At 62.5% G+C, this 21,984-nt stretch carries 18 protein-coding genes; 4 read left to right on the forward strand and 14 right to left on the reverse strand.

What is annotated here, in order from left to right; all coding sequences use genetic code 11:
* Positions 1–4: 4 nt before the first annotated feature.
* Genes HJC04_RS23445 through HJC04_RS23455 form a run of 3 tightly spaced genes read right to left on the reverse strand, consistent with a single transcriptional unit; the run spans position 5 to position 2,223 of the window.
* Positions 5–898 carry an NAD(P)-dependent oxidoreductase gene (locus HJC04_RS23445; protein WP_221147261.1) on the reverse strand — a complete coding sequence of 298 codons (894 nt, stop codon included), beginning with the start codon at positions 896–898 and terminating at the stop codon, positions 5–7.
* Positions 888–1,445 (reverse strand): gluconokinase, encoded by a 558-nt coding sequence (locus HJC04_RS23450; RefSeq protein WP_210633437.1) that lies wholly within the window; start codon positions 1,443–1,445, stop codon positions 888–890. The genes HJC04_RS23445 and HJC04_RS23450 overlap by 11 nt, the downstream gene beginning before the upstream one ends.
* A 13-nt stretch (positions 1,446–1,458) precedes the next feature.
* The gene (locus tag HJC04_RS23455; protein WP_210633436.1) at positions 1,459–2,223 is read right to left on the reverse strand and encodes an SDR family oxidoreductase; all 765 of its coding nucleotides are present in this window, start codon (positions 2,221–2,223) and stop codon (positions 1,459–1,461) included.
* Between the two features lie 135 nt (positions 2,224–2,358).
* Between HJC04_RS23455 and HJC04_RS23460 the strand changes: the two genes are divergently transcribed.
* Positions 2,359–3,300, forward strand: coding sequence for a 2-hydroxyacid dehydrogenase (locus HJC04_RS23460; RefSeq protein WP_210633435.1), 942 nt, complete (start codon positions 2,359–2,361; stop codon positions 3,298–3,300).
* Between the two features lie 10 nt (positions 3,301–3,310).
* On the forward strand, positions 3,311–4,342 hold the full coding sequence (locus HJC04_RS23465; protein WP_221147262.1) for an L-idonate 5-dehydrogenase: 1,032 nt from the start codon (positions 3,311–3,313) through the stop codon (positions 4,340–4,342).
* 12 nt (positions 4,343–4,354) lie between these two features.
* On the opposite strand, the gene HJC04_RS23470 is transcribed toward HJC04_RS23465, so the two are convergent.
* The gene (locus tag HJC04_RS23470; RefSeq protein ID WP_210633433.1) at positions 4,355–5,425 is read right to left on the reverse strand and encodes a LacI family DNA-binding transcriptional regulator; all 1,071 of its coding nucleotides are present in this window, start codon (positions 5,423–5,425) and stop codon (positions 4,355–4,357) included.
* Positions 5,426–5,604: 179 nt separating this feature from the next.
* Between HJC04_RS23470 and HJC04_RS23475 the strand changes: the two genes are divergently transcribed.
* Complete coding sequence (locus tag HJC04_RS23475; RefSeq protein ID WP_221147263.1) at positions 5,605–6,531, forward strand: SMP-30/gluconolactonase/LRE family protein; 927 nt, start codon at positions 5,605–5,607, stop codon at positions 6,529–6,531.
* Positions 6,532–6,588: 57 nt separating this feature from the next.
* Here the strand turns inward: HJC04_RS23475 and HJC04_RS23480 are convergent, their stop codons facing one another.
* On the reverse strand, positions 6,589–8,724 hold the full coding sequence (locus HJC04_RS23480; RefSeq protein WP_221147264.1) for a VWA domain-containing protein: 2,136 nt from the start codon (positions 8,722–8,724) through the stop codon (positions 6,589–6,591).
* Positions 8,721–9,245, reverse strand: coding sequence for an RNA polymerase sigma factor (locus HJC04_RS23485; protein ID WP_210633430.1), 525 nt, complete (start codon positions 9,243–9,245; stop codon positions 8,721–8,723). Before HJC04_RS23485 ends, HJC04_RS23480 begins: the two co-directional genes overlap by 4 nt.
* 262 nt (positions 9,246–9,507) lie before the next feature.
* Here HJC04_RS23485 and HJC04_RS23490 point away from each other — a divergent pair, with 262 nt between their 5' ends.
* Positions 9,508–10,419, forward strand: a complete 912-nt coding sequence (locus HJC04_RS23490) for an alpha/beta hydrolase (protein WP_210633429.1) — start codon at positions 9,508–9,510, stop codon at positions 10,417–10,419.
* Between the two features lie 274 nt (positions 10,420–10,693).
* Here the strand turns inward: HJC04_RS23490 and HJC04_RS23495 are convergent, their stop codons facing one another.
* The 8 genes from HJC04_RS23495 to HJC04_RS23530 all read right to left on the reverse strand — a co-directional run bounded on the left by HJC04_RS23495 (position 10,694) and on the right by HJC04_RS23530 (position 21,982).
* On the reverse strand, positions 10,694–12,697 hold the full coding sequence (locus tag HJC04_RS23495) for a CocE/NonD family hydrolase (protein WP_210633428.1): 2,004 nt from the start codon (positions 12,695–12,697) through the stop codon (positions 10,694–10,696).
* 20 nt (positions 12,698–12,717) lie between these two features.
* Positions 12,718–14,349: an ABC transporter ATP-binding protein gene (locus tag HJC04_RS23500; RefSeq protein WP_210633427.1), complete on the reverse strand. Its 1,632-nt coding sequence runs from the start codon at positions 14,347–14,349 to the stop codon at positions 12,718–12,720.
* Positions 14,342–15,169 carry an ABC transporter permease gene (locus tag HJC04_RS23505; protein WP_210633426.1) on the reverse strand — a complete coding sequence of 276 codons (828 nt, stop codon included), beginning with the start codon at positions 15,167–15,169 and terminating at the stop codon, positions 14,342–14,344. Before HJC04_RS23505 ends, HJC04_RS23500 begins: the two co-directional genes overlap by 8 nt.
* Positions 15,166–16,173: an ABC transporter permease gene (locus HJC04_RS23510; protein WP_210633425.1), complete on the reverse strand. Its 1,008-nt coding sequence runs from the start codon at positions 16,171–16,173 to the stop codon at positions 15,166–15,168. Before HJC04_RS23510 ends, HJC04_RS23505 begins: the two co-directional genes overlap by 4 nt.
* A 94-nt stretch (positions 16,174–16,267) precedes the next feature.
* On the reverse strand, positions 16,268–17,857 hold the full coding sequence (locus HJC04_RS23515) for an ABC transporter substrate-binding protein (protein WP_210633424.1): 1,590 nt from the start codon (positions 17,855–17,857) through the stop codon (positions 16,268–16,270).
* A gap of 116 nt (positions 17,858–17,973) precedes the next feature.
* Positions 17,974–18,756, reverse strand: a complete 783-nt coding sequence (locus HJC04_RS23520) for a carnitinyl-CoA dehydratase (protein ID WP_221147265.1) — start codon at positions 18,754–18,756, stop codon at positions 17,974–17,976.
* Between the two features lie 6 nt (positions 18,757–18,762).
* Positions 18,763–20,817 (reverse strand): acetate--CoA ligase family protein, encoded by a 2,055-nt coding sequence (locus HJC04_RS23525; protein ID WP_221147266.1) that lies wholly within the window; start codon positions 20,815–20,817, stop codon positions 18,763–18,765.
* Between the two features lie 4 nt (positions 20,818–20,821).
* Positions 20,822–21,982, reverse strand: a complete 1,161-nt coding sequence (locus HJC04_RS23530) for an acyl-CoA dehydrogenase family protein (protein WP_210633421.1) — start codon at positions 21,980–21,982, stop codon at positions 20,822–20,824.
* Positions 21,983–21,984 lie beyond the last annotated feature (2 nt).

Genomic DNA, 21,984 nt, shown 5'->3' on the forward strand with positions numbered 1-21,984 from the left:
GAGGTCAGTCGGCGGCAAACCCGTCGAGCAGACGCATCATCTCTGCAGAGTCCTTCGGCCCAAGACCGGCAGCGCAAAGCAGACGGTGAATCTCCACCACCGCGCCCGTCATCGGCAGCGGCGTTTTCGTCTTCAGCGTGAAGGCCTGAAGCGAGTCCAGATCCTTCAGCATGTTGTCGATCCTGCCTGTCGGCGAGAAATCCCGGGCAGCGAATTTTGCCATGAATTCCTGCAATATCCGGCTGTCCGCCCTGCCGCCGGCAAGGGCGGCCGGAATGGCGGAGGGATCGACACCGCCGGCTTCCGCCAGCTTGACGGCTTCAGCGACCGCCTGGAACAGCACGGCGCAGAACAGCTGATTGATCAGCTTGGTGGTCTGCCCGGCGCCGGAGGCGCCCATCAGCGTATAATTGGCGGCAAGATGCCGCATCACCGCGCGCGCCCGCTCGAAATCCTCGGGGCTGCCACCGGCCATGATCGTCAGCTTGCCGCCGAGAGCGCCGGGCACGCCGCCCGAAAGCGGGCAATCCACCCATGCCATGCCCGTTTCCCCACGCAGCCGCTTCGCCATGTCGGCGGTCTCGGCCGGGTCGATCGAGGACATATCGATCAGCAGCTTGCCGGCGTTTGCCGCCGCCGCAATACCCTTCTCGCCGAAGACGACGGCGCGGACGATGTTTGCGTGATTGAGGCTGAGCACGCAGAATTCCGACCGCGAGACCGCATCCTCCACCGAAGCGGCCGCGTGGGCGCCCTTGGCTTCCAGCGCCGCGACCTTTTCAGCATCGAGATCGAAAACCGATACTTTGTGGCCGGTTTCGATCAATCGCGTGACGATCGCCGCTCCCATGATACCCGCGCCGATGACGGCGACATCTGCTCTGTGGTCATCCTGCATGATAATCTCCTCCCTTGACGGCCACGCCGCTCAGCCCCTCACAAGCCAGCGCCACCATATCATCCAAAGCCATATCGATCGCCACCGTCACGACACCGGGCTCACCGGTCGGCGGCTCCAGCGTCTGCAGCTGGCTGTCGAGCAGCGACGCCGGCATGAAATGGCCCTGACGGGCCTGCATCCGCGACAACAGCAGCTCGCGCGATCCCTCCAGGAAAACGAAGGCAAGACGCCCATTTGCCGCCTGCCGCAGCCTGTCCCGATAGCTTCTCTTCAGCGCCGAACAGGAAATCACCAAACCCTGCGACGCCTTTTGCGCCGCCGTTATTTCCTCGCCGATCCGGTCGAGCCAGGGCAGGCGGTCATCGTCGGTGAGCGGGGTGCCCTTTGCCATCTTCTCGACATTGGCAGCCGGATGGAGTTGGTCGCCTTCCAGGAACGGCATGCCGTTTTGCGCAGCGATGCGTTCTCCAACCGAGGATTTGCCGCAGCCGCTGACGCCCATGACGACAACGGCCGGGGGCAGTGCCTTTTTCTCGAGGTTCATCATCTCACCTCCCTTAGAGGCAGGTCGTGATGCCGCCGTCGACATAAAGCGTATGGCCGTTGATGAAGGACGAACCGCGGCCCGACAGGAAGACGGCAGCACCCACCAGTTCCTCGACATTGCCCCAGCGTCCGGCCGGCGTCCGCTTTTCGAGCCAGGATGAGAATTCGGGATTGTCGACCAGCGCCTGGTTGAGGGGCGTCTTGAAATAGCCCGGCGCGATCGCGTTGATCTGCAGGCCGTGCTTGGCCCAGTCGGCGCACATGCCGCGGGTCAGATTGCGCACCGCGCCCTTCGTCGCCGTGTAGGGAGCAATGCCGGGACGGGCGAGTTCGCTCTGAACCGAGGCGATGTTGATGATCTTGCCCTGACCGCGGGCGATCATCGCCTTGGCGGCCGCCTGGCCGACGTAAAAGACGCTGGAAACATTCGTGGTCAGCAGCAATTCCCATTTGTCCGCCGGGAAATCTTCCAGCGGCGTGCGGAACTGCATGCCGGCATTGTTGATCAGGATATCGAGCGGACCGATATCGGCCTCAATCGCATCGATGCCCTGTTTGGCGCCGTCCTTGCTGGTCACGTCGAAGATGGCCGCATGGGCAGACAGACCTTGAGCCTTGAGGCTTTCGACTGCGCGTTTGACGCTTTCGGGCGTGCGGCCGTTGATGACGACCTCGGCGCCATGCTGCGCCAAGCCCTCGGCCAGCGCATAACCGATCCCCTGGCTCGAGCCGGTGATCAGGGCGAGCCGCCCGGTCAGATCAAACAGGTTCTTCATGCAAATCACTCCTCCGGTGTCGCTGCGAATGACGGCTTATACCGCCACTTGAGGTGAAACTCACTTGACATCGCCTTTCCGAATTATATGTTATCGATAACATAATCAACAGCCAAAATGCGGGATGGAGACGGAATGCCTGACGTAGAAATCTTGATGGCCGGGGCCTATCCGGAGTGGGACATGGTTGATCTGGAGGCGACCTACCGCGTCCACCGCCTGTGGGAAGCCGCGGATCGGCAGGAACTGATTTCGAAAGTCGGCAGCAATATCCGCGCGATCGCGACGCGCGGCGAACTCGGCGCTTCCGCCGATCTGATGAAACAACTGCCGAAGCTGGAGATCGTCTCCTGTTACGGCGTCGGCACCGACGCCATTGACCTGTCCTATGCCCGCGCCAACGGCATTCGCGTGACGAATACTCCTGACGTGCTGACCGAAGACGTCGCCGATATCGCCATCGGACTGCTGCTTTCCACCGCGCGCCAGATTCCGCAGGCTGACGTTTTCGTCCGCAACGGCCAGTGGGGCAACGTACCCATGCCGCTGGTGACGCGGGTTTCGGGCAAGAAGGTCGGGATCGTTGGCATGGGGCGGATCGGCAAGGCGATCGCCTGGCGGGCTGCCGCTTTCGGCTGCGACATCTCCTATTTCGCCCGCAACAGGGACCAGGATGTCGCCTATGGTTATGAAGCCAATCTGGTCGCGCTTGCCAATTGGGCCGACTTCCTGATCGTCATCGTTCCCGGAGGGGCCGCGACCATGAAGATCATCAACGCCGAGGTGCTGGAAGCGCTCGGCCCGGAAGGCATGCTGATCAACGTTTCGCGCGGGACGACCGTCGACGAGGAGGCACTGATCGCAGCGCTTCAGAACCGCACCATCCAGGCCGCCGGCCTTGACGTTTTCCTCAATGAGCCGAAAATCGATGCGCGCTTCCTGACGCTGCCAAACGTCGTGCTGCAACCCCACCACGGCTCCGGCACCATCGAAACCCGCAAGGCCATGGGCAAACTGGTCAGAGACAATCTCGCCGCGTATTTTGCCGGTCGCGCGCTTCCGACTCCGGTCGTATGAGGATCCCGGTATGAAAGCCATCGTCATTCACGCCGCCAAGGATCTCAGGGTCGAAGAGCGCGAGCCGGAGGTTGCCGGAGCTGGGCAGGTGGAGATATCAATCGAAGCCGGCGGCATTTGCGGCTCCGACCTGCATTATTACAATCATGGCGGCTTCGGCACCGTTCGTCTGCGCGAACCGATGATCCTCGGCCACGAGATCGCCGGCACCGTCAAGGCGCTGGGTGCCCGCGTGACCGACCTTGCCGTTGGAGACCGCGTTGCGGTTTCCCCGAGCCGGCCGTGCAGCCATTGCCAATATTGCTTGAAGGGACAGCAGAACCACTGCCTGAACATGCGGTTCTACGGCAGCGCCATGCCCATGCCGCACATTCAGGGCGGCTTCCGCCAGCGGCTGGTGGCGGAGCGCTGGCAATGCCACAAGGTCGCCGACGGCATTTCCATTCATGAGGCTGCCTTCGCCGAACCCTTTGCCGTGACGCTGCATGCGGCAAGCCGCGCCGGTTCGCTGCTCGGCAAGCGGGTGCTGGTCACCGGCTGCGGCCCCATCGGCATGCTGGCGATCGTTGCCGCCCGCGTTCTCGGCGCCCGTGAAATCGTCGCGACCGATGTGACCGACAGCGTTCTGGCCATCGCCCGCACCAGCGGCGCCGATCGCACGATCAATGTTTCCACGCATGCCGCCGATCTTGCCGCTTATGGCGCCGACAAGGGATATTTCGACGTCATGTTCGAGGCGTCTGGCAATGAGCGGGCCGTGCGCGCCGGCCTTGAGGTGCTGAAGCCCCGTGCCGTGCTCGTGCAGCTCGGCCTTGGCGGCGATGTCTCCATTCCGCAGAACATGATCGTTGCCAAGGAAATCGAGATGCGCGGCACATTCCGCTTTCACGAGGAGTTCGGGCTCGCCGTCGAATTGATCAATGCGCGCCGTGTCGATCTGAAGCCGCTGCTGACAGGGGTTTTTGCCATCGAAGAGGCTGTCGCCGCCTTCGAACTGGCCAGCGACCGCAGCAAGTCGATGAAGGTGCAGATCGCCTTCTGATATTGTCGCCAGCTATGAGGCGCTGCGATCAGTGCTTTCGCGCAGAACGACCCTGTAGCCCGTCAATGTAATCTCGTCGCCGGTCGCCTCGCCGATGCCCTGCAGGGCATCGAGCAGGCGGGCGGCGGCCTGACGGCCGATGCCGTAACAGTCGACATTGATGGTGGTGATGCTGGGATGACAGATCGACGAGATCTCATAATCGCCGAAGCCGGCAATGGCGATATCACCCGGCACGCTCATTCCCCTGCGCTTGCATTCCATGATCGCGCCGAAGGCCGAAAGGTCGGAAACGCAAAGAACCACTTCCGTGTCCGGCCAGCGCTCCAGCAGGCTCATGATCGCCTGGCCGCCCTGTTCCATGGTGATCGGCGGCACGCCGAAGGAAATCGCCCGGCCCGGTCCCAGGCCCAGTTCTTCGACGGTCTTCAGGAAACCGCTTCGCCGCTGGCTGCCGCGCGTATCGCGCGCCGTCGTTCCGCCGATATAGCCGAACCTCCGATAGCCCTGGCTCGCCAGCGTCCGCACCAGCAGCGACATCGCCTCGCTGTTGGAAAAGCCGACGACATGGTTGATCGGCTTCTCCGGAAGCTCCCAGGTTTCCACCACCGGAATGCCGGCCTTATCAAGCATGCGTCGGGCGCGGTCGGTGTGCGAACCGCCTGTCAGGATGACGCCTTCGGGGCGCCGGCGCAGCATCGCCTCGATCAGCTTTTCTTCCTTCTCGGCGGAATAGTCGGTGTAGCCGAGAAGAAGCTGAAGACCGGTATTCTCCAGCGCATCGGTAATGCCGCGGGCGGTGTCGGAGAAATTCGAATTGTTGATGGAGGGCACCAGCGCCGCGATGAAGCCGCTGCGCCGCGAGGAAAGACTGCCGGCCGAAAGGTCGAGCACATAGCCGAGCGCATCGACGGCTTCCATGATGCGCTTGCGCGTCTCTTCGGAAACACTCGCATCCTGCCGAAAGGCGCGCGAAACGGTCATGGCCGATACGCCGACATATTTGGCGACCTCAGCCATCGTCAGCTTCTGGGCGTCTCCTCCTTTGAGACGCTTGTCTTTTGGCTCATCCTCGTTTTTCACTGGGTCCCGCTTTCACAACAGCTTCCGAGTTGGGCAACTCGGGACACGATAAAGTTATCGTTATCATCGCACAATCGATATTATTGCAGGAATGAGTCGTTCCACAGTCCGTCGGGTCTCTGTACGAAGGCTGCAAAACAAGGCAGCATGATATCGATAACAATTTGGGAGGGAGCGTCATGTTCGGAGAAATCGAGGGTACGGGCTTTGAGGTTCTCGACCCGCGCTTTGAAAACTGCTTCGTCGGCCATGTCCGCGTCGAGCGGCTTTGGACGGGCGGCCGCTGGCTGGAGGGACCGGCCTGGTTCGCCGCCGGGCGTTATCTGGTTTTTTCGGATATCCCCAACAACCGCATGATGCGCTACGACGATACCAGCGGGCAGACCTCGGTATTCCGCTCGCCCAGCAACAATTCGAATGGCAACACCGTCGACAATCAAGGACGGCTCGTTACCTGCGAGCATCTGACGCGCCGGGTCACGCGGACGGATTTCGACGGCGGGATTACCATCCTGGCCGATCGCATTGCCGGCAACCGGCTCAATTCTCCCAACGACGTCACCGTTAAATCCGACGGCACAGTCTGGTTCACCGACCCGAACTACGGCATCCTCCACGATTACGAGGGTGACTACGGCGAAGAGGAAATCGGCGGATGCCACGTCTACCGGCATGATCCGGCGACAGGCGCGACCGAGCGGGTGGCGTCCGATTTTGTCAAGCCGAACGGGCTGGCCTTCTCCCCGGATGAGACAGTGCTCTACATCGCCGATACCGGAGGAACGCACTTGGCGGGCGGTCCGCGTCACATTCGAAAACTCGCCGTATCAGAGAATGGAAAGCTGACCGATCTCGGCATTTTCGCCCAATGCACTTCAGGCGTTTTCGACGGCTTTCGCGTCGACCGGAAGGGCAAGATCTGGACGAGCGCCGCCGATGGCGTGCACGCTTACGATCCGGATGGCACCCTGCTCGGCAAGATCCATATTCCCGAGATCGTCTCAAACGTCGCCTTCGGCGGCGAGAAACTGAACCGCCTCTTCATCACCGCAACAACCTCTCTCTACGCGGTCTATCTCACTGCCAACGGGTCGAGGCACGGGTAGCTCTCATACAGGCGAGGCCGCCCTTCAAGGCGGCCTCTACTTTGCGGTGCTTTTCTCTCATCGTTGGCTGAGGCTGTCAGCCAGCCTGACGAGGCCGAGGAAATCCGATCTGTAGCCGAAGGGATCCGTCCCCCGCGATGCCACAGCGAGGTCGGCAATCGCCTGATAGGAATAGGCATCGACGGCGGCGATGCGGCTCAGCTTTTGGCCGAAGGCGGCGACGGCTACCGAGAAACGGACATCCTGCGGCGCGGCGTCGATGGTGGCGACCGCGTTGCCGGCGCCGACAGGTGTGGTGATCAGCGCGCTCTTGTCCTCGCCGGGCCGCTTGAAGCGCATCTTGACGAAGGCAAGCTCGCCCTGATGCCCGCTGCCCGATGCCTCGGCCGGCGCCTTGTCGGCCGGCACCTTACCGGCTGCGCCATACCGCAGGTCGTCATTCATGACCGCAGGGCTTCCCTTGGGCGTAATCTCGTAGATCGCCGTGACGCTGTGGCCGGAGCCGATATCGCCGGCATCGACACGGTCATTGTTGAAATCCTCGCGGTTGAGGGCGCGGGTCTCGTAGCCGATCAGCCGGTATTCGGCGATCCGTTCCGGGTTGAACTCCACCTGGAACTTGACGTCCTTGGCGATCGGAAACAGCGTCGACCTGGCTTCCTCGACCAGCGTCTTCTGCGCCTCCGCCAAGGTGTCGATATAGGCGGCGCTGCCATTGCCGTTCTGCGCCAGCGTCTGCATCAGGGAATCATTGAGATTACCGCGTCCGAAGCCGAGAACGGTGAGGAAGATGCCGTCTTTGCGCTTTTCTTCGATGATGCGCTTCAGATCCTCGTCGCTCGACGGGCCGACATTGAAATCACCGTCCGTCGCCAGCATCACCCGATTGACGCCGTCCTTGACGAAAGCCTGTTTGGCGAGATCGTAGGCCGCCTCAATGCCTTCGGCGCCGCCGGTCGAGCCTCCAGCCTCCAGCCTGTCGATCGCCGAGAGGATCTTCGATTTCTCCGCCACCCGCGTCGGTTCCAGCACCGTCCCGGCATTGCCGGCATAGGTGACGATCGAGACGGTGTCGTCGGCCTTCAGCCTGTTGACCAGCAGCCGGAAAGCGCTCTTGAGGAGCGGCAGCTTGTCCGGTTCATCCATCGAGCCTGAGACATCGATCAGGAAAACCAGATTGGCATGCGGCGCGGTCGCCGGCGCGATGTCATACCCCTTGATCGCCACATGCATCAGTTGCGTGTCGTGATTCCACGGCGTCGGCATCACCGTCACGGTCGCCTTGAAAGGCTGATCGGCATTGTTGGGAAGCGGCCAGTCATAGGGGAAATAATTGATCATTTCCTCGACGCGAACCGATTGCGGATCGGGCATCGCCCCGCCCGTCAACGACCGGCGGACGAAGGAATAAGAGGCGCTGTCGACATCGGCGGAGAAGGTCGAGACCGGATCGGTCGCCACGCTCTTAATCGGATTTGCCGCGGCATTGGCAAACCGTTCGCGGCTGGGGTCGAGCTGGATCTGCACACGCCCATCTGCTGGCGGAACAGGCGAGGGGGCAACGGCGCCCATCGGCTCGACCAACAACTGTCCCTGAGCGGCCATGCCAGGAGCGGCCGGTGCAACACGTTTGGCCATCTCGAGTGCCGCGGCGGAATCCTCCGACTTGTTCTTGAGAGCCACAATTTCGCCGGCATCGAATTCAGAGGGCCGCTCCGCCGCGGGTTTTGCAGTCTGTAGCTCCTTGTCCTGCAAGGCTTGGGCGCCGCTGACGGCAGACGGTTGAGCCGGCCGGCTTTCTTCGGTCGGGGCTTCGGAAAGCTGAGGCGCGGCCGTGACGGGTTCGGCCGGTTTCGGCATGTTGTTTTGCACGAGGTGGCTGGCGATCTCGGTCTGGTCGACGATCGGCGATCCGTTGCGGGTCAGCTCGATCGTGAGGTAACCGGCAGCGGGAATGACGAGCAGCGTCGCGAGAGCTGAACCGGCGAGGAATTTCTTGTTCATGGCAGGGCTCCATATCCAGTTGATGATGGAGCTTGGACGCCAGCCTTTCGCATTTCCTTGGGCTGCCGCCGCATTATTTTCCGCGCTGTCGAAGGCCTGCATTGCCGCGGCAAGCGCGCGCGCGCGCGCTTCCGCATCGGCTGCCGGGGCTGTGAGACGGGAGAGCTTTTCGAGTTCCTTGTCCATCATACCTCTTCCTTGCCGAGCATGGCCTTCAGTCTCTTGCGCGCCTCGTGCACCTGCCAGGACACGGTCGCCTCCGAGCAGCCCATAACATCGGCGGCAGCCGAATGGCTGAGGCCTTCGCCATAGACGAGCAGCACGGCGTCGCATTGCCGTTCCGGCAAAGCACGCACGGCCGTCCATAATTCGCTCGACAGCTCGTCATCATGTCTGCCCGGCGCGGCCGGTTGCGGTTCGGCGGCATAAGCGCGGAATGTCAACTCTTCTCGCGCAAGCTTTCGCCTATGGTCGCGGGCGGCATTGAGCGTCAGCGTATAGAGCCATGTCCTGAAGCGGCTGGCGCCGCGAAAGCCGCGGATGGCCGCACCGAGCTTGACGCAGACCTCCTGTGCAATATCGTCGGCGTCGGTGGCACTGCCCGACCATCGCCACGCCGTCGCGTGGACGAAATCATAATGGCGCGAGACCAGTTGCCCGAAGGCCTCCCGGTCGCCCGCCTGCGCTCGTTCTATGAGCTCCGCATCCAATGCGCACCTACCCCCAAGATATCAGCCAAGATGCTATTTCGGGATTGAGACGTTTCTCCAATGGCTTTCCTTGGGTGGACCATAAAAAAATTATCGGATTTTTAGGAAAAGCGGCAAAGCCTGGAAACTCAAGGCGAAATAAGCAAGCATCGCGACATCCTTGGGTCGCGGTCAGACAGATTACCCTCGAGGCAAAGGCGCATGATGGGGTCAGAGTCGGCCAGGGACATGATCTGTATGTCCCAAATCGAAAGGACCCTGCATGTCCGCTCCATCGCCTGCCCCCACAGAAAAGGGCATTCTGCAGTTTCTCGAGATTTGCGATAGTTTCTATCCGCCGGATGCCGTCCAGGCATCGGTCGAGCAGCAGCGGCATTGGTACGACGCTCTTTGCGCCCGCTTCGACCGCTCGGCTCCCCCGGATATGATCTTTGCGGACGGCATGCTCCAGCGTATCCCGATCCGGCGTTATCGGCCACGGAAAATCAGCACGCGCACCATCCTGCTCTATCTTCACGGCGGCGGCTTCGTCGTCGGTTCGCTGGAAAGCCATCACGCCATCTGCGCCGAGATCGCCGATTTTGCCGGCGCGGAACTGGTTTCCGTCGATTACCGGCTGGCCCCAGAATATCGCTGGCCGGCACAGACGGATGACGGTTTCGCGGTGCTCAAACATCTGCTTGCCGCCAGCAACAAGGTCGTGCTGATCGGCGACAGCGCCGGCGGCAACCTTGCAGCCGGCCTTGCCTTGCGGGCGCGCGATGAAGAACTAACCGGAATTGTCGGCCAAGTCCTCATCTACCCCGCGCTCGGCGGCGACCTCGATGCCGGTTCCTATGTTGAAATGGCTGCGGCGCCCGGCCTGACGACGGCCGATGTCGCCTATTACCGCGATATCCTGCAGGCGCCTGATGGAAACGAGATCGCCGAGCCGTTAAAGGCATCCTCGGTTGCCGGACTGCCGCCAGCCTTCATCACGGTCGCCCATTTCGATCCGCTGCGGGACGACGGACGGCAATATGCCGCCCGGCTCACCGCCGAAGGCGTCGAAGTCTGGTTCCGGGAGGAGCCGCAGATGGTGCATGCATGGCTGCGCGCCCGCCACATCAGCGATGGTGCGCAAGAAGGCTTCCGCGCCGTTTGCGAGGCCGTCAGACATTTTGCAACGGCTTAGAGCCTTTCCGGGTTAGATTGCAGCATTCTGCCGGAGCAGGTTTTCGTCAGGGCAAAGGCGATTGGCGACGGGCATACCCCTTGGTACGTCCGAGCCGATCGCCTTTGATCCTGGCGGAAAGATGCCCGGCCCTTCGGGTTGGCTGAAACGGGCCGGCTGATCGACCGGCCGGCTTGGCCGTAGAGCCGGGCTACGACACGCGCCGGCCGGTCGACCATCCGACTCCGTTTGAGCCAACAGAATGCTGCAATCTAACCCGGAAAGCCTCTAACGATCACATCAGGTCGCGCGCGATCCGCTTCTCCGCAAAGACCTTCTCGAAGATCTGCACGTCATCTTCAAAAGCCGTGACGACGGCGCTGATGATCCACTCGGTCCCGGTGCAGGCAATTCGCGCCGTCGCGACCGTGCGGGCAAACCAGCCAGGCCGGCGCATGTCGCAGGTCCAGGTGGACATGCCGGTCATCGACAGCGGATCATCCGGTGCAATCGACCAGACCTCCTCCCGCAATTGCCGGGTCGACAGGCCGGTCTCAGGATGTTCGGTGAGCCCGGTATCCTCGTGGATATGATACCGCGTCCGGTTGGCCGAGAGGTCGCGAACGACCTGCCGCTTCGTCGCCGCGGCCGCGTGCTCGATATATTTCGGCAAGGGATCGGGATTGGCCGGTTCCTCGATGTCGATCCGGCGATGGTCGCCGATCACCGGCAAACCCAGGCCGAGCGAGGCGATATCGATCTCGACCCCTTCGTCTTCAGGCGGCGGCAGGATCATCGGCCAATAAGCGGTGGAGAGTGAAAGGCGGATGCGATGGCCCTTGCGGAAGCGGTAACCGCAGGCATCGAGCACCAGCCGGATCGACGCCGTCTCGCCCGGCACCAGCGGTTTCGGATCCGCATTGCCGTCGCGATGGGTGAGATTGAGAACGCCGAAGGCGACACGCGTCGCCGTGCCGTCGGGATGGACGTCGATCAGGCGGGCGCAGAGATTGCCGCCCGTTGCATGAGCGCGCAGCGCAAGCGTCAGCACGGGCCGGCCGAGATAGTCGCAATCGTTGGCAAGCGGCATCGTATCGAAGACCAGCGAACCGGCATCGTCCGAGCGCTGATCGATCGCCAGTTCGGCGTCTGGCTTCAGCGTGAAATATTCCCCTGATGCCGTGCCGGTGTCGAGCGGAGAATGGAGATGGACGGGATGCGCGGGCGCATGCGGGATCGGCATGCCCTCCGTCAGCCGGCCGAATTGCTCGACATAGAAACACTGCATGTGCGGTGGCGACCAGACATCCCTTGCGATCCAGAAGCCGGGATCGCTGTCGCGGCGTGCGGCAGGACGGATCGCATCGAGAATATAGGCGCGGGTCTGCGCCAGCCCGTCGATGCCATTGTCCTCGCCGCGCAACCATTTGTTCCACCAGGCGATCGCTTCGCCATGAAAATCGACGCGCGGCTTCGGCCAGGCGAAATGCGGATATTTGTGGACCCAGGGACCGATCAGTGCCTTTGCTTTTTCACCGAGGCCTTCGACCGCCATCAGAGGCGTATTGCGGTAACCGTCCGCCCAGCCGGCAATCACCAGCGCAGGGACCTCCACCTTCGAAAAATCCTCCGAGATCGAGCCGTGACGCCAGAAACCGTCGCGCCGTTGATGGCTCAGCCATTCCTCCATGAAGAAGGGCTCGCCGGCCAGGCGTTCCAGCCACATCTCCTTCCACCGCTCGCCGACAAGGGCAGGATCCGGCGGGCGCGACTGATAGCCGAGCATGGTCGCCGCCCAGGAAAGCTGGGCGGAGAGATGGCAACCGTTCTTGTAGTGAATGTCGTCATTGTAGCGGTCGACGGTCGAGGCGATCGAGATGACGGCTTTGAGCGCCGGCGGACGCAGTGCCGCGACCTGCAGGCTGTTGAAGCCGCCCCATGAAATACCCATCATCCCGACCGCGCCGTTCGACCAAGGCTGCCCGGCAATCCAGGCGATCAGCTCGCAGGCATCGGCAAGCTCGCGCTCGGTATATTCGCCATCGATGACACCATCCGATTCCCCCGATCCGCGGATGTCGACGCGTACGCCGGCAATGCCTGCGGCTGCGAAGACCGGATAGGTCGACTCGTCGCGGGGGCTGGTTCCGTCCCGCTTGCGATAGGGCAGGAATTCGAAGACGGCGGGAACGGGATCGTCTGCCGCGCCGTCTGGCATCCAGATGCGCGCGGCGAGCCGCGTTCCATCCTTGAGGGCAATCCACTCATTCTCGATGGTGGTGAAGCCGCGCGAGGCCATGCTCACTCCTTCATTAACATTCAGTGGCCGGCGCTTTCCATGCGCCGTGTGGCAAGCACTCGTTCCAGCCAGCCGATTTCCATTTCCGGCACCGACTTCAACAGCAGGTCGGTGTAATCGTCGAAAGGCGGCGACAGCGCTTGAGATTTCGGGCCGAACCGTACCAGCTTACCACGATGCATCACCGCCACGCTGTCGGCGATCGCCCGGACGATCGCGATATCGTGGGTGATGAAGACATAAGAGAGCTGCTCTTCCTCCTGCAGGCGCAGCAGCAGCTTGAGGATACCCTCGGCCACCAGCGGATCGAGCGCCGAGGTCGGCTCGTCGCAGAGGATGAGTTCGGGCTTGGCGGCTAGGGCTCTGGCGATCGCCACGCGCTGCTTCTGGCCGCCGGACAGCTCCGCCGGATAACGATCGATGAAGCCGTTGCCCATTTCGATCTGGTCGAGCAATTCCTTCACCCGGGCGGTCTTCTCAGCGCCTCTCAGGCCATAATAGAAGGTCAGAGGCCGGCCGATGATGTCGCGCACCGTCTGGCGCGGGTTCATCGCCGTATCGGCCATCTGGTAGATCAGCTGGACGCGCCTGAGGTCGTCGTTCGGCCGGCTCTTGAGATCGGGCATCAGCGGCTTGCCGTCAAAGAGGATGCGCCCGCTCTTCGGCGGCAGAAGGCCGGTAATGGCGCGCGCCAGGGACGATTTGCCCGAGCCGGATTCGCCGACGACCGCAAGCGTCTGTCCCTTCGGCACGTGCAGCGAGATGTCGTGCAGCACCTTGAAGCCGTTGGAATATTCGGCGCTGACCTTCTCTATCCTGAGAAGGGCTGACGACTGATCGGCGGCTTCGTCGCGGTAGGCCTGCCTGACATTGACGAGGGCACGCGTATAGTCTTCCCGCGGCGCCTCGATGATCTGCTTGACGCTGCCATATTCCACCTGTTTCCCATGACGCAGCACCATGATGTCGTCGGAGATCTGAGCGACGACGGCCAAATCGTGGGTGATGTAGAGGGCGGCAGTGTGCGTTTCCTCGATCGCATGTTTGATCGCCGCCAGCACGTCGATCTGCGTGGTGACGTCCAGCGCCGTCGTCGGCTCGTCGAAGACGATCAATTCGGGGTTCGAGCAGAGCGCCATCGCCGTCATCGCGCGCTGCAACTGGCCGCCGGAGACCTGATGGGGAAAACGTTCACCGAAGTTTTCCGGATTGGGCAGGCCGAGGACACGAAACAGGTAAAGCGCACGTTTGCGCGCCTCGTCCTTGCTCATCAACCCATGTTTGACCGACGCCTCGATCACCTGATCGCCGAGCCTGTGCGCCGGATTGAAGGCGGCTGCGGCCGATTGCGCGACGTAGCAGACCCTTGCGCCGCGAATTTTTCGGATGCCGTTCTTGCCGAGCGCCAGAATGTCGGTGCCGACGAGCCGCACCTCGCCGCCGGTGATTTCGGCGCCGCCGCGGCCGTAGGCCAGCGCCGAGAGGCCGATCGTCGATTTGCCGGCACCCGATTCCCCGATCAGGCCGAGGACCTTGCCCTTCTGGAGATCGAAGGAAACCCCGTCGACGATCGTCACCCGCTTCGGCGGTTCGCCGGGCGGATAGCTGGTCGCTTCGATCTTCAGATTGCGGACGGAAAGAAGCTCAGGCATCGCCGCGCCCTCCCTTGAGGCTGGATGTGCGTTTCAGGAGCCAGTCGACGACAAGGTTGACGCAGACGGCAAGGGCGGCGATCGCCGAACCCGGCACCAGCGCGGCCGATATGCCGAAGATGATACCGTCCTTGTTGTCCTTGACCATGCCGCCCCAATCGGCCGCCGGCGGCTGAATGCCGAGGCCGAGGAAGGACAGGGTCGAAAGAAACAGGATGGAGAAGGCGAAGCGCAGGCCGAACTCGGCGAGAAGCGGCGACAGCGTATTCGGCAAGATCTCGCGGAAGATGATCCAGAGCTTGCCTTCGCCGCGCAGCTTGGCGGCCTCGACGAATTCCATCACCGCGACATCGAGCGCCACGGCGCGGCCGAGACGATAGACGCGGGTGGAATCGAGGACAGCCATGACCAGGATCAGCACGATCATATTCTGCGGCAGCACCGCAAGCACCACGAGCGCGAAGATCAGCGTCGGGATCGACATCATCAGATCATTGAATCGTGAGAGGACGGTGTCGATGAGGCCACGCGAAACGGCGGCGGTGAAGCTGAGGATGATGCCGAGCGAGAAGGAGATGATGGTGGCGGCGGACGCGACCAGCAGTGTCGTGCGCGCGCCGAAGATTAGGCGCGAGAGGATGTCGCGGCCGAGATTGTCGAGGCCGAAGACGTAATTCGCGTCGGCAGGCGCCCAGACGTCGCCGACGACCTGGGTCTCGCCATAGGGTGCGATCCAGGGTGCGAAGAGGGCGAAGATGAAGGCGATGGCGATGCCGATCATGCCGATCCAGGCGGTGATGGGGATGTCTCTCAATCTCATCGTGGATGCCTCAGCCGGGGATTGGCGATGATCGCGAGGATATCGGCCGTCATGTTGAGGAAGATGTAAACCGCGGCGAAGATCAGGCCGCAGGCCTGCACGACGGGCATATCGCGCACCGTCACCGCATCGACCATATATTGCCCCATGCCGGGATAGACGAAGACGACCTCGACGACGACGACGCCGACTACGAGATAGGCGAGGTTCAACGCGACGACATTGATGATCGGCGCCAGCGCATTGGGAGCGGCATGCTTAACGATCGAGCGGGAGGCGCTGAGGCCCTTCAGTTCGGCGGTCTCCATATAGGCCGACGACATGACCGAGAGGATCGCCGCCCGCGTCATGCGCATCATGTGAGCCAGCACGACGAGCACCAGGGTCGCCGTTGGAAGCGCGATCGCCTTCAATCGCTCAGAAAAAGCCATGCTGTCATAGACCGTCGCCGGAAAGGTCGCCATGCCGAACTTCACCGCGAAGAAGAGGATCAGCAGGTAGCCGATGAAGAATTCCGGCAGCGAGATCGCCGCCAGCGAGATGACGTTGATGATCTTGTCGGGCATCCGGTTGCGGAAATGCACCGACACCATGCCGAGGCCGACGGCAAGCGGCACCGAGATGACCGCCGCGAAACCCGCCAGGAAGAGCGAATTTCCCAAGCGCTTGCCGATCTGCTCGCTCACCGAATTCTTGCTGGCCCAGGAGGTGCCGAAGTCGCCCTGAACGGCACTGCCGAGCCATTCGACATAACGCGTCGTCACCGGGCGATCGAGGCCGAGATCCTGACGGATATTGGCGACGGCCTGCGGCGTCGCCGACTGACCGAGATAGGTGGTGGCAAAATCGCCGGGCAGAGCCTCCAAACCGCCGAAAATCAGGATGGAGACGGCAAAAAGCAGGACGATGCTGAGCACGAAGCGCTCGAGGATGAGGGCCAGCAGCGGAAAACGCTGCCGGAACCGGAGGCCGGGCAGGATATTGCTTGGGGCAGGATTGGTCATGGTGAAGACCTAGCGCTGAAACGTCGGGAGGACCGCGGGTTTTTTCCCACGGTCCCGGCTTCGTTGAAGATCGAGAGGGCGTGTGCCTTTGCCGCTAGGCGTCCAGCCAGACGCGCGTTGCGACGTAGCCGTTCGACATGTCGTTGCCGATGTCGTGGACATAACCCTTCACCTGCTTGGTGGAGGCGTTCACGAAGTCGTTGAACATCGGCAGGATCACGCCGCCTTCGTCGCGCACCATCATTGCCATGGCGCGATACATGTCCTTGCGCTTGGCTTCATCAAGCTCGGCGCGCGCCTGCAGCAGCAGCTTGTCGAAGTCGGGGCGCTTGAACTTGGTGTCGTTCCAGTCCGCCGTCGAGAGATAGGCGGTGGAATACATCTGATCCTGTGTCGGCCGCCCGCCCCAATAGGAGGTCGAGAAAGGCTGGACGTTCCAGACGTTGGTCCAGTAGCCGTCACCCGGTTCGCGCTTCACCTCGATGTCGATGCCGGCCTTCTTGCAGCTTTCCTGGTAAAGGACAGCCGCATCGACGGCGCCCGGGAAGGCAACTTCGGAGGTGCGCAGGAGAACCGAGCCGCTATGGCCTGACTTCTTGTAGTGGAAGGCAGCCTTGTCGGGGTCGTAGGTGCGCTGCTCGATGCCCTCGGGGAAGAGCGCATAGGTGCTGTTGATCGGGAAATCGTTGCCCACCTTGCCGTAACCGCCGAGGATCTTCTGCACCATGGTTTCGCGGTCCATGGCATATTTGAGCGCCAGGCGCAGGTCGTTATTGTCGAACGGCGCCTTGTCGCAATGCATGATAAAGACGTAATGGCCGCGGCCGGCGGTCGAGAGAATCTCGACGTTGGGTGCGCGCTTCAACAGGTTGACTGTCTTCGGGTCGACACGGTTGATGTAGTGCACCTGTCCGGACGAGAGCGCGGCGATACGGGCGGTGGCGTCGTTCATGCCGATGATTTCGATGGAATCGACGTAACCCCGGTCGGAGCGCCAGTCGTCCTTGTTCTTTTCGAAGGTGGCGCGCACACCGGGCTCGAAGCTCGTCAGCTTGTATGGGCCGGTGCCGATCGAGGCAAGCGGATCGTCGACGCCGCCGTTCGGCTGAATGACCAGATGGTAGTCCGACAGCAGCAGCGGCATGTCGGCATTGCCTTCGCTGAGCGTCAGCACGAGATTGCCGCCGTCCGCCTTGATCTCTTTGATCGAGCCGAGGACACCGAGCGCGCCGGACTCCGACTTTTTGTCGGTGTGGCGATTCAGCGTCGCGACGACGTCGTCGATCGTCAGTTCCTTGCCATTATGGAACTTGACGCCCTTGCGGATCTTGAAGGTCCAGGTCACCGCGTCCTTCGAGGGCTCCCAGGATTCGGCGAGCGCCGGCACGGCGGCACCCGTCAGCGGGTCGGATTCGACCAGCATGTCGCCCCAGCAGCGGCCGACGCAGAACATGAACTGCGACAGGAATTTCGCCGGGTCCTTGGAATCGGTGGCGGCACCGCCTTCGAGGCCGAGCTTCAGGTGGCCGCCGCGCTTCGGTTCGGCGGCTTCGGCGCTTTCGGTGAAGAGCTTGTCGGCGACGGCAAGTGTGATGCCGGCCGCCATGGCGCGTCCGATGAATTCGCGGCGGCTGAGCCCGCCTGCGGTGACGCGGCTTGCGAGATATTTCGTATAGTCGTTCATTCCCCAGTTCCTTCTTTGGTGCGTTGACAGAACTTCCGGGCAGGATCGCAGGCGGTTTCCTCTCCACCTCCGGTGCCCGCATCATGCGGGAAAACATTGCGGTTGTTGCCGCCTTCTTATCGTCCTTTCCAAATGGGGCTTCGCTTCTCGGCGAACGCCCGCACGCCTTCCAATTGGTCTTCGCTCGAATAGAGCCGGTCGACTGTCGCAAACTGCCGCTTGGTGATTTTGTTCATGGCAGTCTGGAACGTCGAACCTTCCGCTTCGCGCACGATTTCCTTGATCGCCGCATAGACGAGCGGCGGCCCGCTTTCGAGCAACCGGGCAAGCTCCCAGGCTCTTTCCATCAGCCGGTCGGCCGGTAGAACCTCGTTGACGAAACCCCAGCGATGCGCCTCGTGAACATCGAGCCAGCGTCCCGTCAAAAGCATGTCCATGGCGATGTGATAGGGGATGCGCTTCGGCAGTTTGATCGAAGCGGCATCGGCGACCGTGCCCGAACGGATTTCCGGCAGGGCGAAGGTCGCATGCTCGGCGGCGATGATCAGATCGGTCGAAAGCGCGATCTCCAGCCCGCCGCCGCAACAGATGCCGTTGACTGCACAAATGACAGGCTTGTTGAGGTCACGCAGCTCCTGCAGCCCGCCGAAACCGCCCACCCCATAGTCACCGTCGACCGCGTCACCAGCGGCAGCGGCCTTCAAATCCCATCCGGCGCAGAAAAACTTCTCGCCCGCACCCGTGACGATGGCGACGCGCAATTCAGGGTCGTCGCGAAAATCCCGGAAAATCAATCCCATGACGCGGCTGGTCGCCAGGTCGATGGCGTTCGCCTTCGGCCGGTCGATGACGACTTCCAGTACTGCGCCGTCACGTCGTGTACGAATGTGGTCGCTCAAACTATGCTACCTCCTTCGCCGTATGAGAGCATCGACTGCAACAACACCGCGCCCCTCGGGAAGAACCATCAGGGGATTAAGGTCCAGTTCCTCCAGGCGCACCGCATTCTTTACGACATATTCTGCCGTAGCTGCGACGGCGTCTATAGTGGCTTCAATATCGCCGCGCCGGCGTCCGCGATAGCCATGGATCAACTTTGCGATTTTAAGGCATGAAATCGCCGCACAAATATCGGCTTTCGTCACCGGAAGCGGCAGGATGACGGAATCTTCGAGCAGTTCGACGAAGATTCCGCCCGCTCCCAATGTCAGCGACAATCCGAAGACCGGGTCGCGGCTGGCGCCGACAATGAGCTCGGCGACCGGCGGATCAATCATCTTCTCGACGAGATAACCGCCATTCGGCGGCATCGCCGCCGCCGCATTCGACACCGCCTCTGAATCTTTGAGGTTGAGTACGACGGCGCCGGCCTCGGTCTTGTGCGCAATGCCGAGACCCTTCAGCACGACGGGAAAACCGAGCCGCTCGGCCTGCTCGGCGGCTTCACGGGGAGAAAAAGCCTGCAGCCCCCGGGGAACAGGAAGGCCGCAGGCAGCAAGTTCCGTCTTCGCATCGGCTTCCGTCAGCGTCTCGATTTCGCCGTCCATGGGCGGCACGTCGAGCAGCGGCAGGGGAGGCGGGCGATCCCAGACCTTGCCAATACCGGCGGCGACTTCCGCCGCTATGATAGCTTCGTCGATGCCAGAGAAGGCGACGATACCATTCGCCATCAGCCGATCGGCGATCGACTCGGGCATGTTCTCGGGAAGGGTCGCCAGAAGGCCGGCCAGCGCACCGGTGGCAGAGGCCGCGGCGATAACCGCGTCCGCCGTCGTCGCCCATTCGGCCGCATCGCAGCGGTCCCCGCGCGGAAAATCAAGGACGACGAGATTGAGGGCATAGCCGCCGTCGAACATGGCGCTGAAGGCTTCGGTCTGGCGTTCGAAATCGCCCCAGACGAAGGTATGGTAGTCGAGCGGATTGGAAAGCGCCACCATCTCGCCGAGAACCTGTCGCAGACGCGGCAATTGCTGCGGCTGCAGGGGTGGGAATTCTATCCTGCGGCCGACGGCGGCATCCGCCATCAGCGAAGCCTCGCCACCGGAGCAGCTCATGGATGAGATCGAATGGCTTGGCAGAGGGCCTGCGACATGCAGCAGCTTCAGGGTTTCGATGAGCGCCGGCAGGCTCTGGACACGGCCGATGCCGAGGCGGGCGAGCACGGCATCCGCCACGCCATCGCTTCCGGCAAGCGAGGCGGTGTGCGACACGGCCGCCTTTTTAGCCTGCTCGGACCTGCCCACCTTCAGCAAGACGACCGGCTTCTTCGACCGGCGGGCGATGGCGGCAAGGCGCTCGAGGGCCGAGAGGTCGCCGAAACCTTCCACATGAAGGCCGACCGCCGTGACGCGCCGATCCTCCATCAGTGCGCAGGCGATATCGGCAAGCGATGTCTGCGCCTGGTTGCCTGCCGTCACCATATAGGCGATCGGCAGGCCGCGGGCCTGCATGGTGAGGTTGAGGGCGATATTGGATGACTGTGTGAGGATCGCGACGCCGCATTCGATGCGCTTCATGCCGTGCTGGTCGGGCCATAACAGGGCGCCGTCGAGACTGTTGATCAGCCCGTAGCAGTTCGGCCCGAGAATCGGCATGTCGCCCGCCGCCTCCAAAAGGGCTTGCTGCAGTTCGGCGCCGTCGGCAAGTTCCGCCGTCGCCTCGCTGAAGCCCGATGCATAACAGACCGCTCCACCGGCGCCCGCCCGCGAAAGGCTGCGCACGATCTCGACGGTGAGCGTCCTGTTGACGCCGACGAAAGTGGCGTCCGGGGCAGAAGGCAGATCGGATACGGAGCGGTAACACCGCCGTCCAAGCACCTCGTCGAGTTTGGGATGGACGGGCCAGATCGCGCCTGAAAAGCCCATGCGGTCGCATTGCTCGATCACCCTGCGCGCCTCGCGGCCGCCGAAGACGGCGATCGTTTGCGGTCTGAGCAGGCGGTCAAGCGGGCGAGATGTCATCGGCTCATGCTCCCAAAGGCCGGAGCAGGTCGCGGCTGATGATGTGCCGCTGGATCTCGGAGGTGCCGTCCCAGATGCGCTCGACGCGTGCGTCGCGCCAGAAACGGGCAAGCGGCAGGTCGTCCATCAGGCCCATGCCGCCATAGATCTGGATCGCCTCATCCGTCACGTGGGCAAGCATTTCGGAGGCATAGAGCTTGGCCGAAGCGATCTGCCGGTCGGCGGCAAGGCCGGCGTCGAGCCGCCAGGCGGCCGCAAGCGTCAGCCAGTCGGCCGCGTCGATCTCGGTGATCATATCGGCAAGCTTGAACGACACGCCCTGATTGGCGCCGATCGGCTTGCCGAACTGCTTGCGCTCGGCGGCATAGGGCAAGGCCATTTCGAAGACGCGGCGCGCCCGACCGACGCAGGTGGCGGCGACCGTCAGCCGGGTGCCGTAAAGCCACTGATTGGCGATATCGAAGCCGCGATGCACCTCGCCCAGCACCTGGGCTTCAGGAATGCGGCAATCTTCGAAGCTGAGCGTCGAGTTGTGATAGCCGCGATGCGAAACGGAATCGTAGCCTTTGAGGATTTGAAAGCCCGGCGTACCGCGATCCACCAGAAAGGCGGTGATCTTCTTCTTGATGCCTTTCGGCGTTTCCTCCTCGCCGGTCGCGGCAAAGACGATGACGAAATCGGCGACGTCGGCATGCGAGATGAAATGCTTCGTGCCGTTCAATACGAAATCGCCGCCATCGCGGCGGGCGGCGCATTTCATGCCGCGCATGTCGGAACCGGCATCCGGCTCGGTGATGGCAAGCGCATCGATCTTCTCGCCGCGCACCGCCGGCAGCAGGTAACGCTCGCGCTGTTCGCCCTCGCAGGCCATCAGGATGCCGGACGGTCGGCCGAAGAAAACCGTCAGCCCGAGGGAGCCACGCCCGAGCTCCCGCTCGACCAGCGTGAAGGTGACGTGATCGAGGCCGGCGCCACCGACCTCTTCGGGGAAATTGCAGGCGTAGAAGCCGAGTTCGATGCATTTGCGCTGGATCTCGCGCCCGAGTTCCGGCGGGACGATGCCGCTGCGCTCCACCTCGTTTTCATGCGGGTAGATTTCGGTTTCGACAAAGGCGCGAACCGTGTCGGCGATCATTTCCTGTTCTTCGCTGAGACCGAAATCCATGC

The organism is Rhizobium sp. NLR8a (genome assembly GCF_019685235.1).
Classification (GTDB): Bacteria; Pseudomonadota; Alphaproteobacteria; order Rhizobiales; family Rhizobiaceae; genus Rhizobium.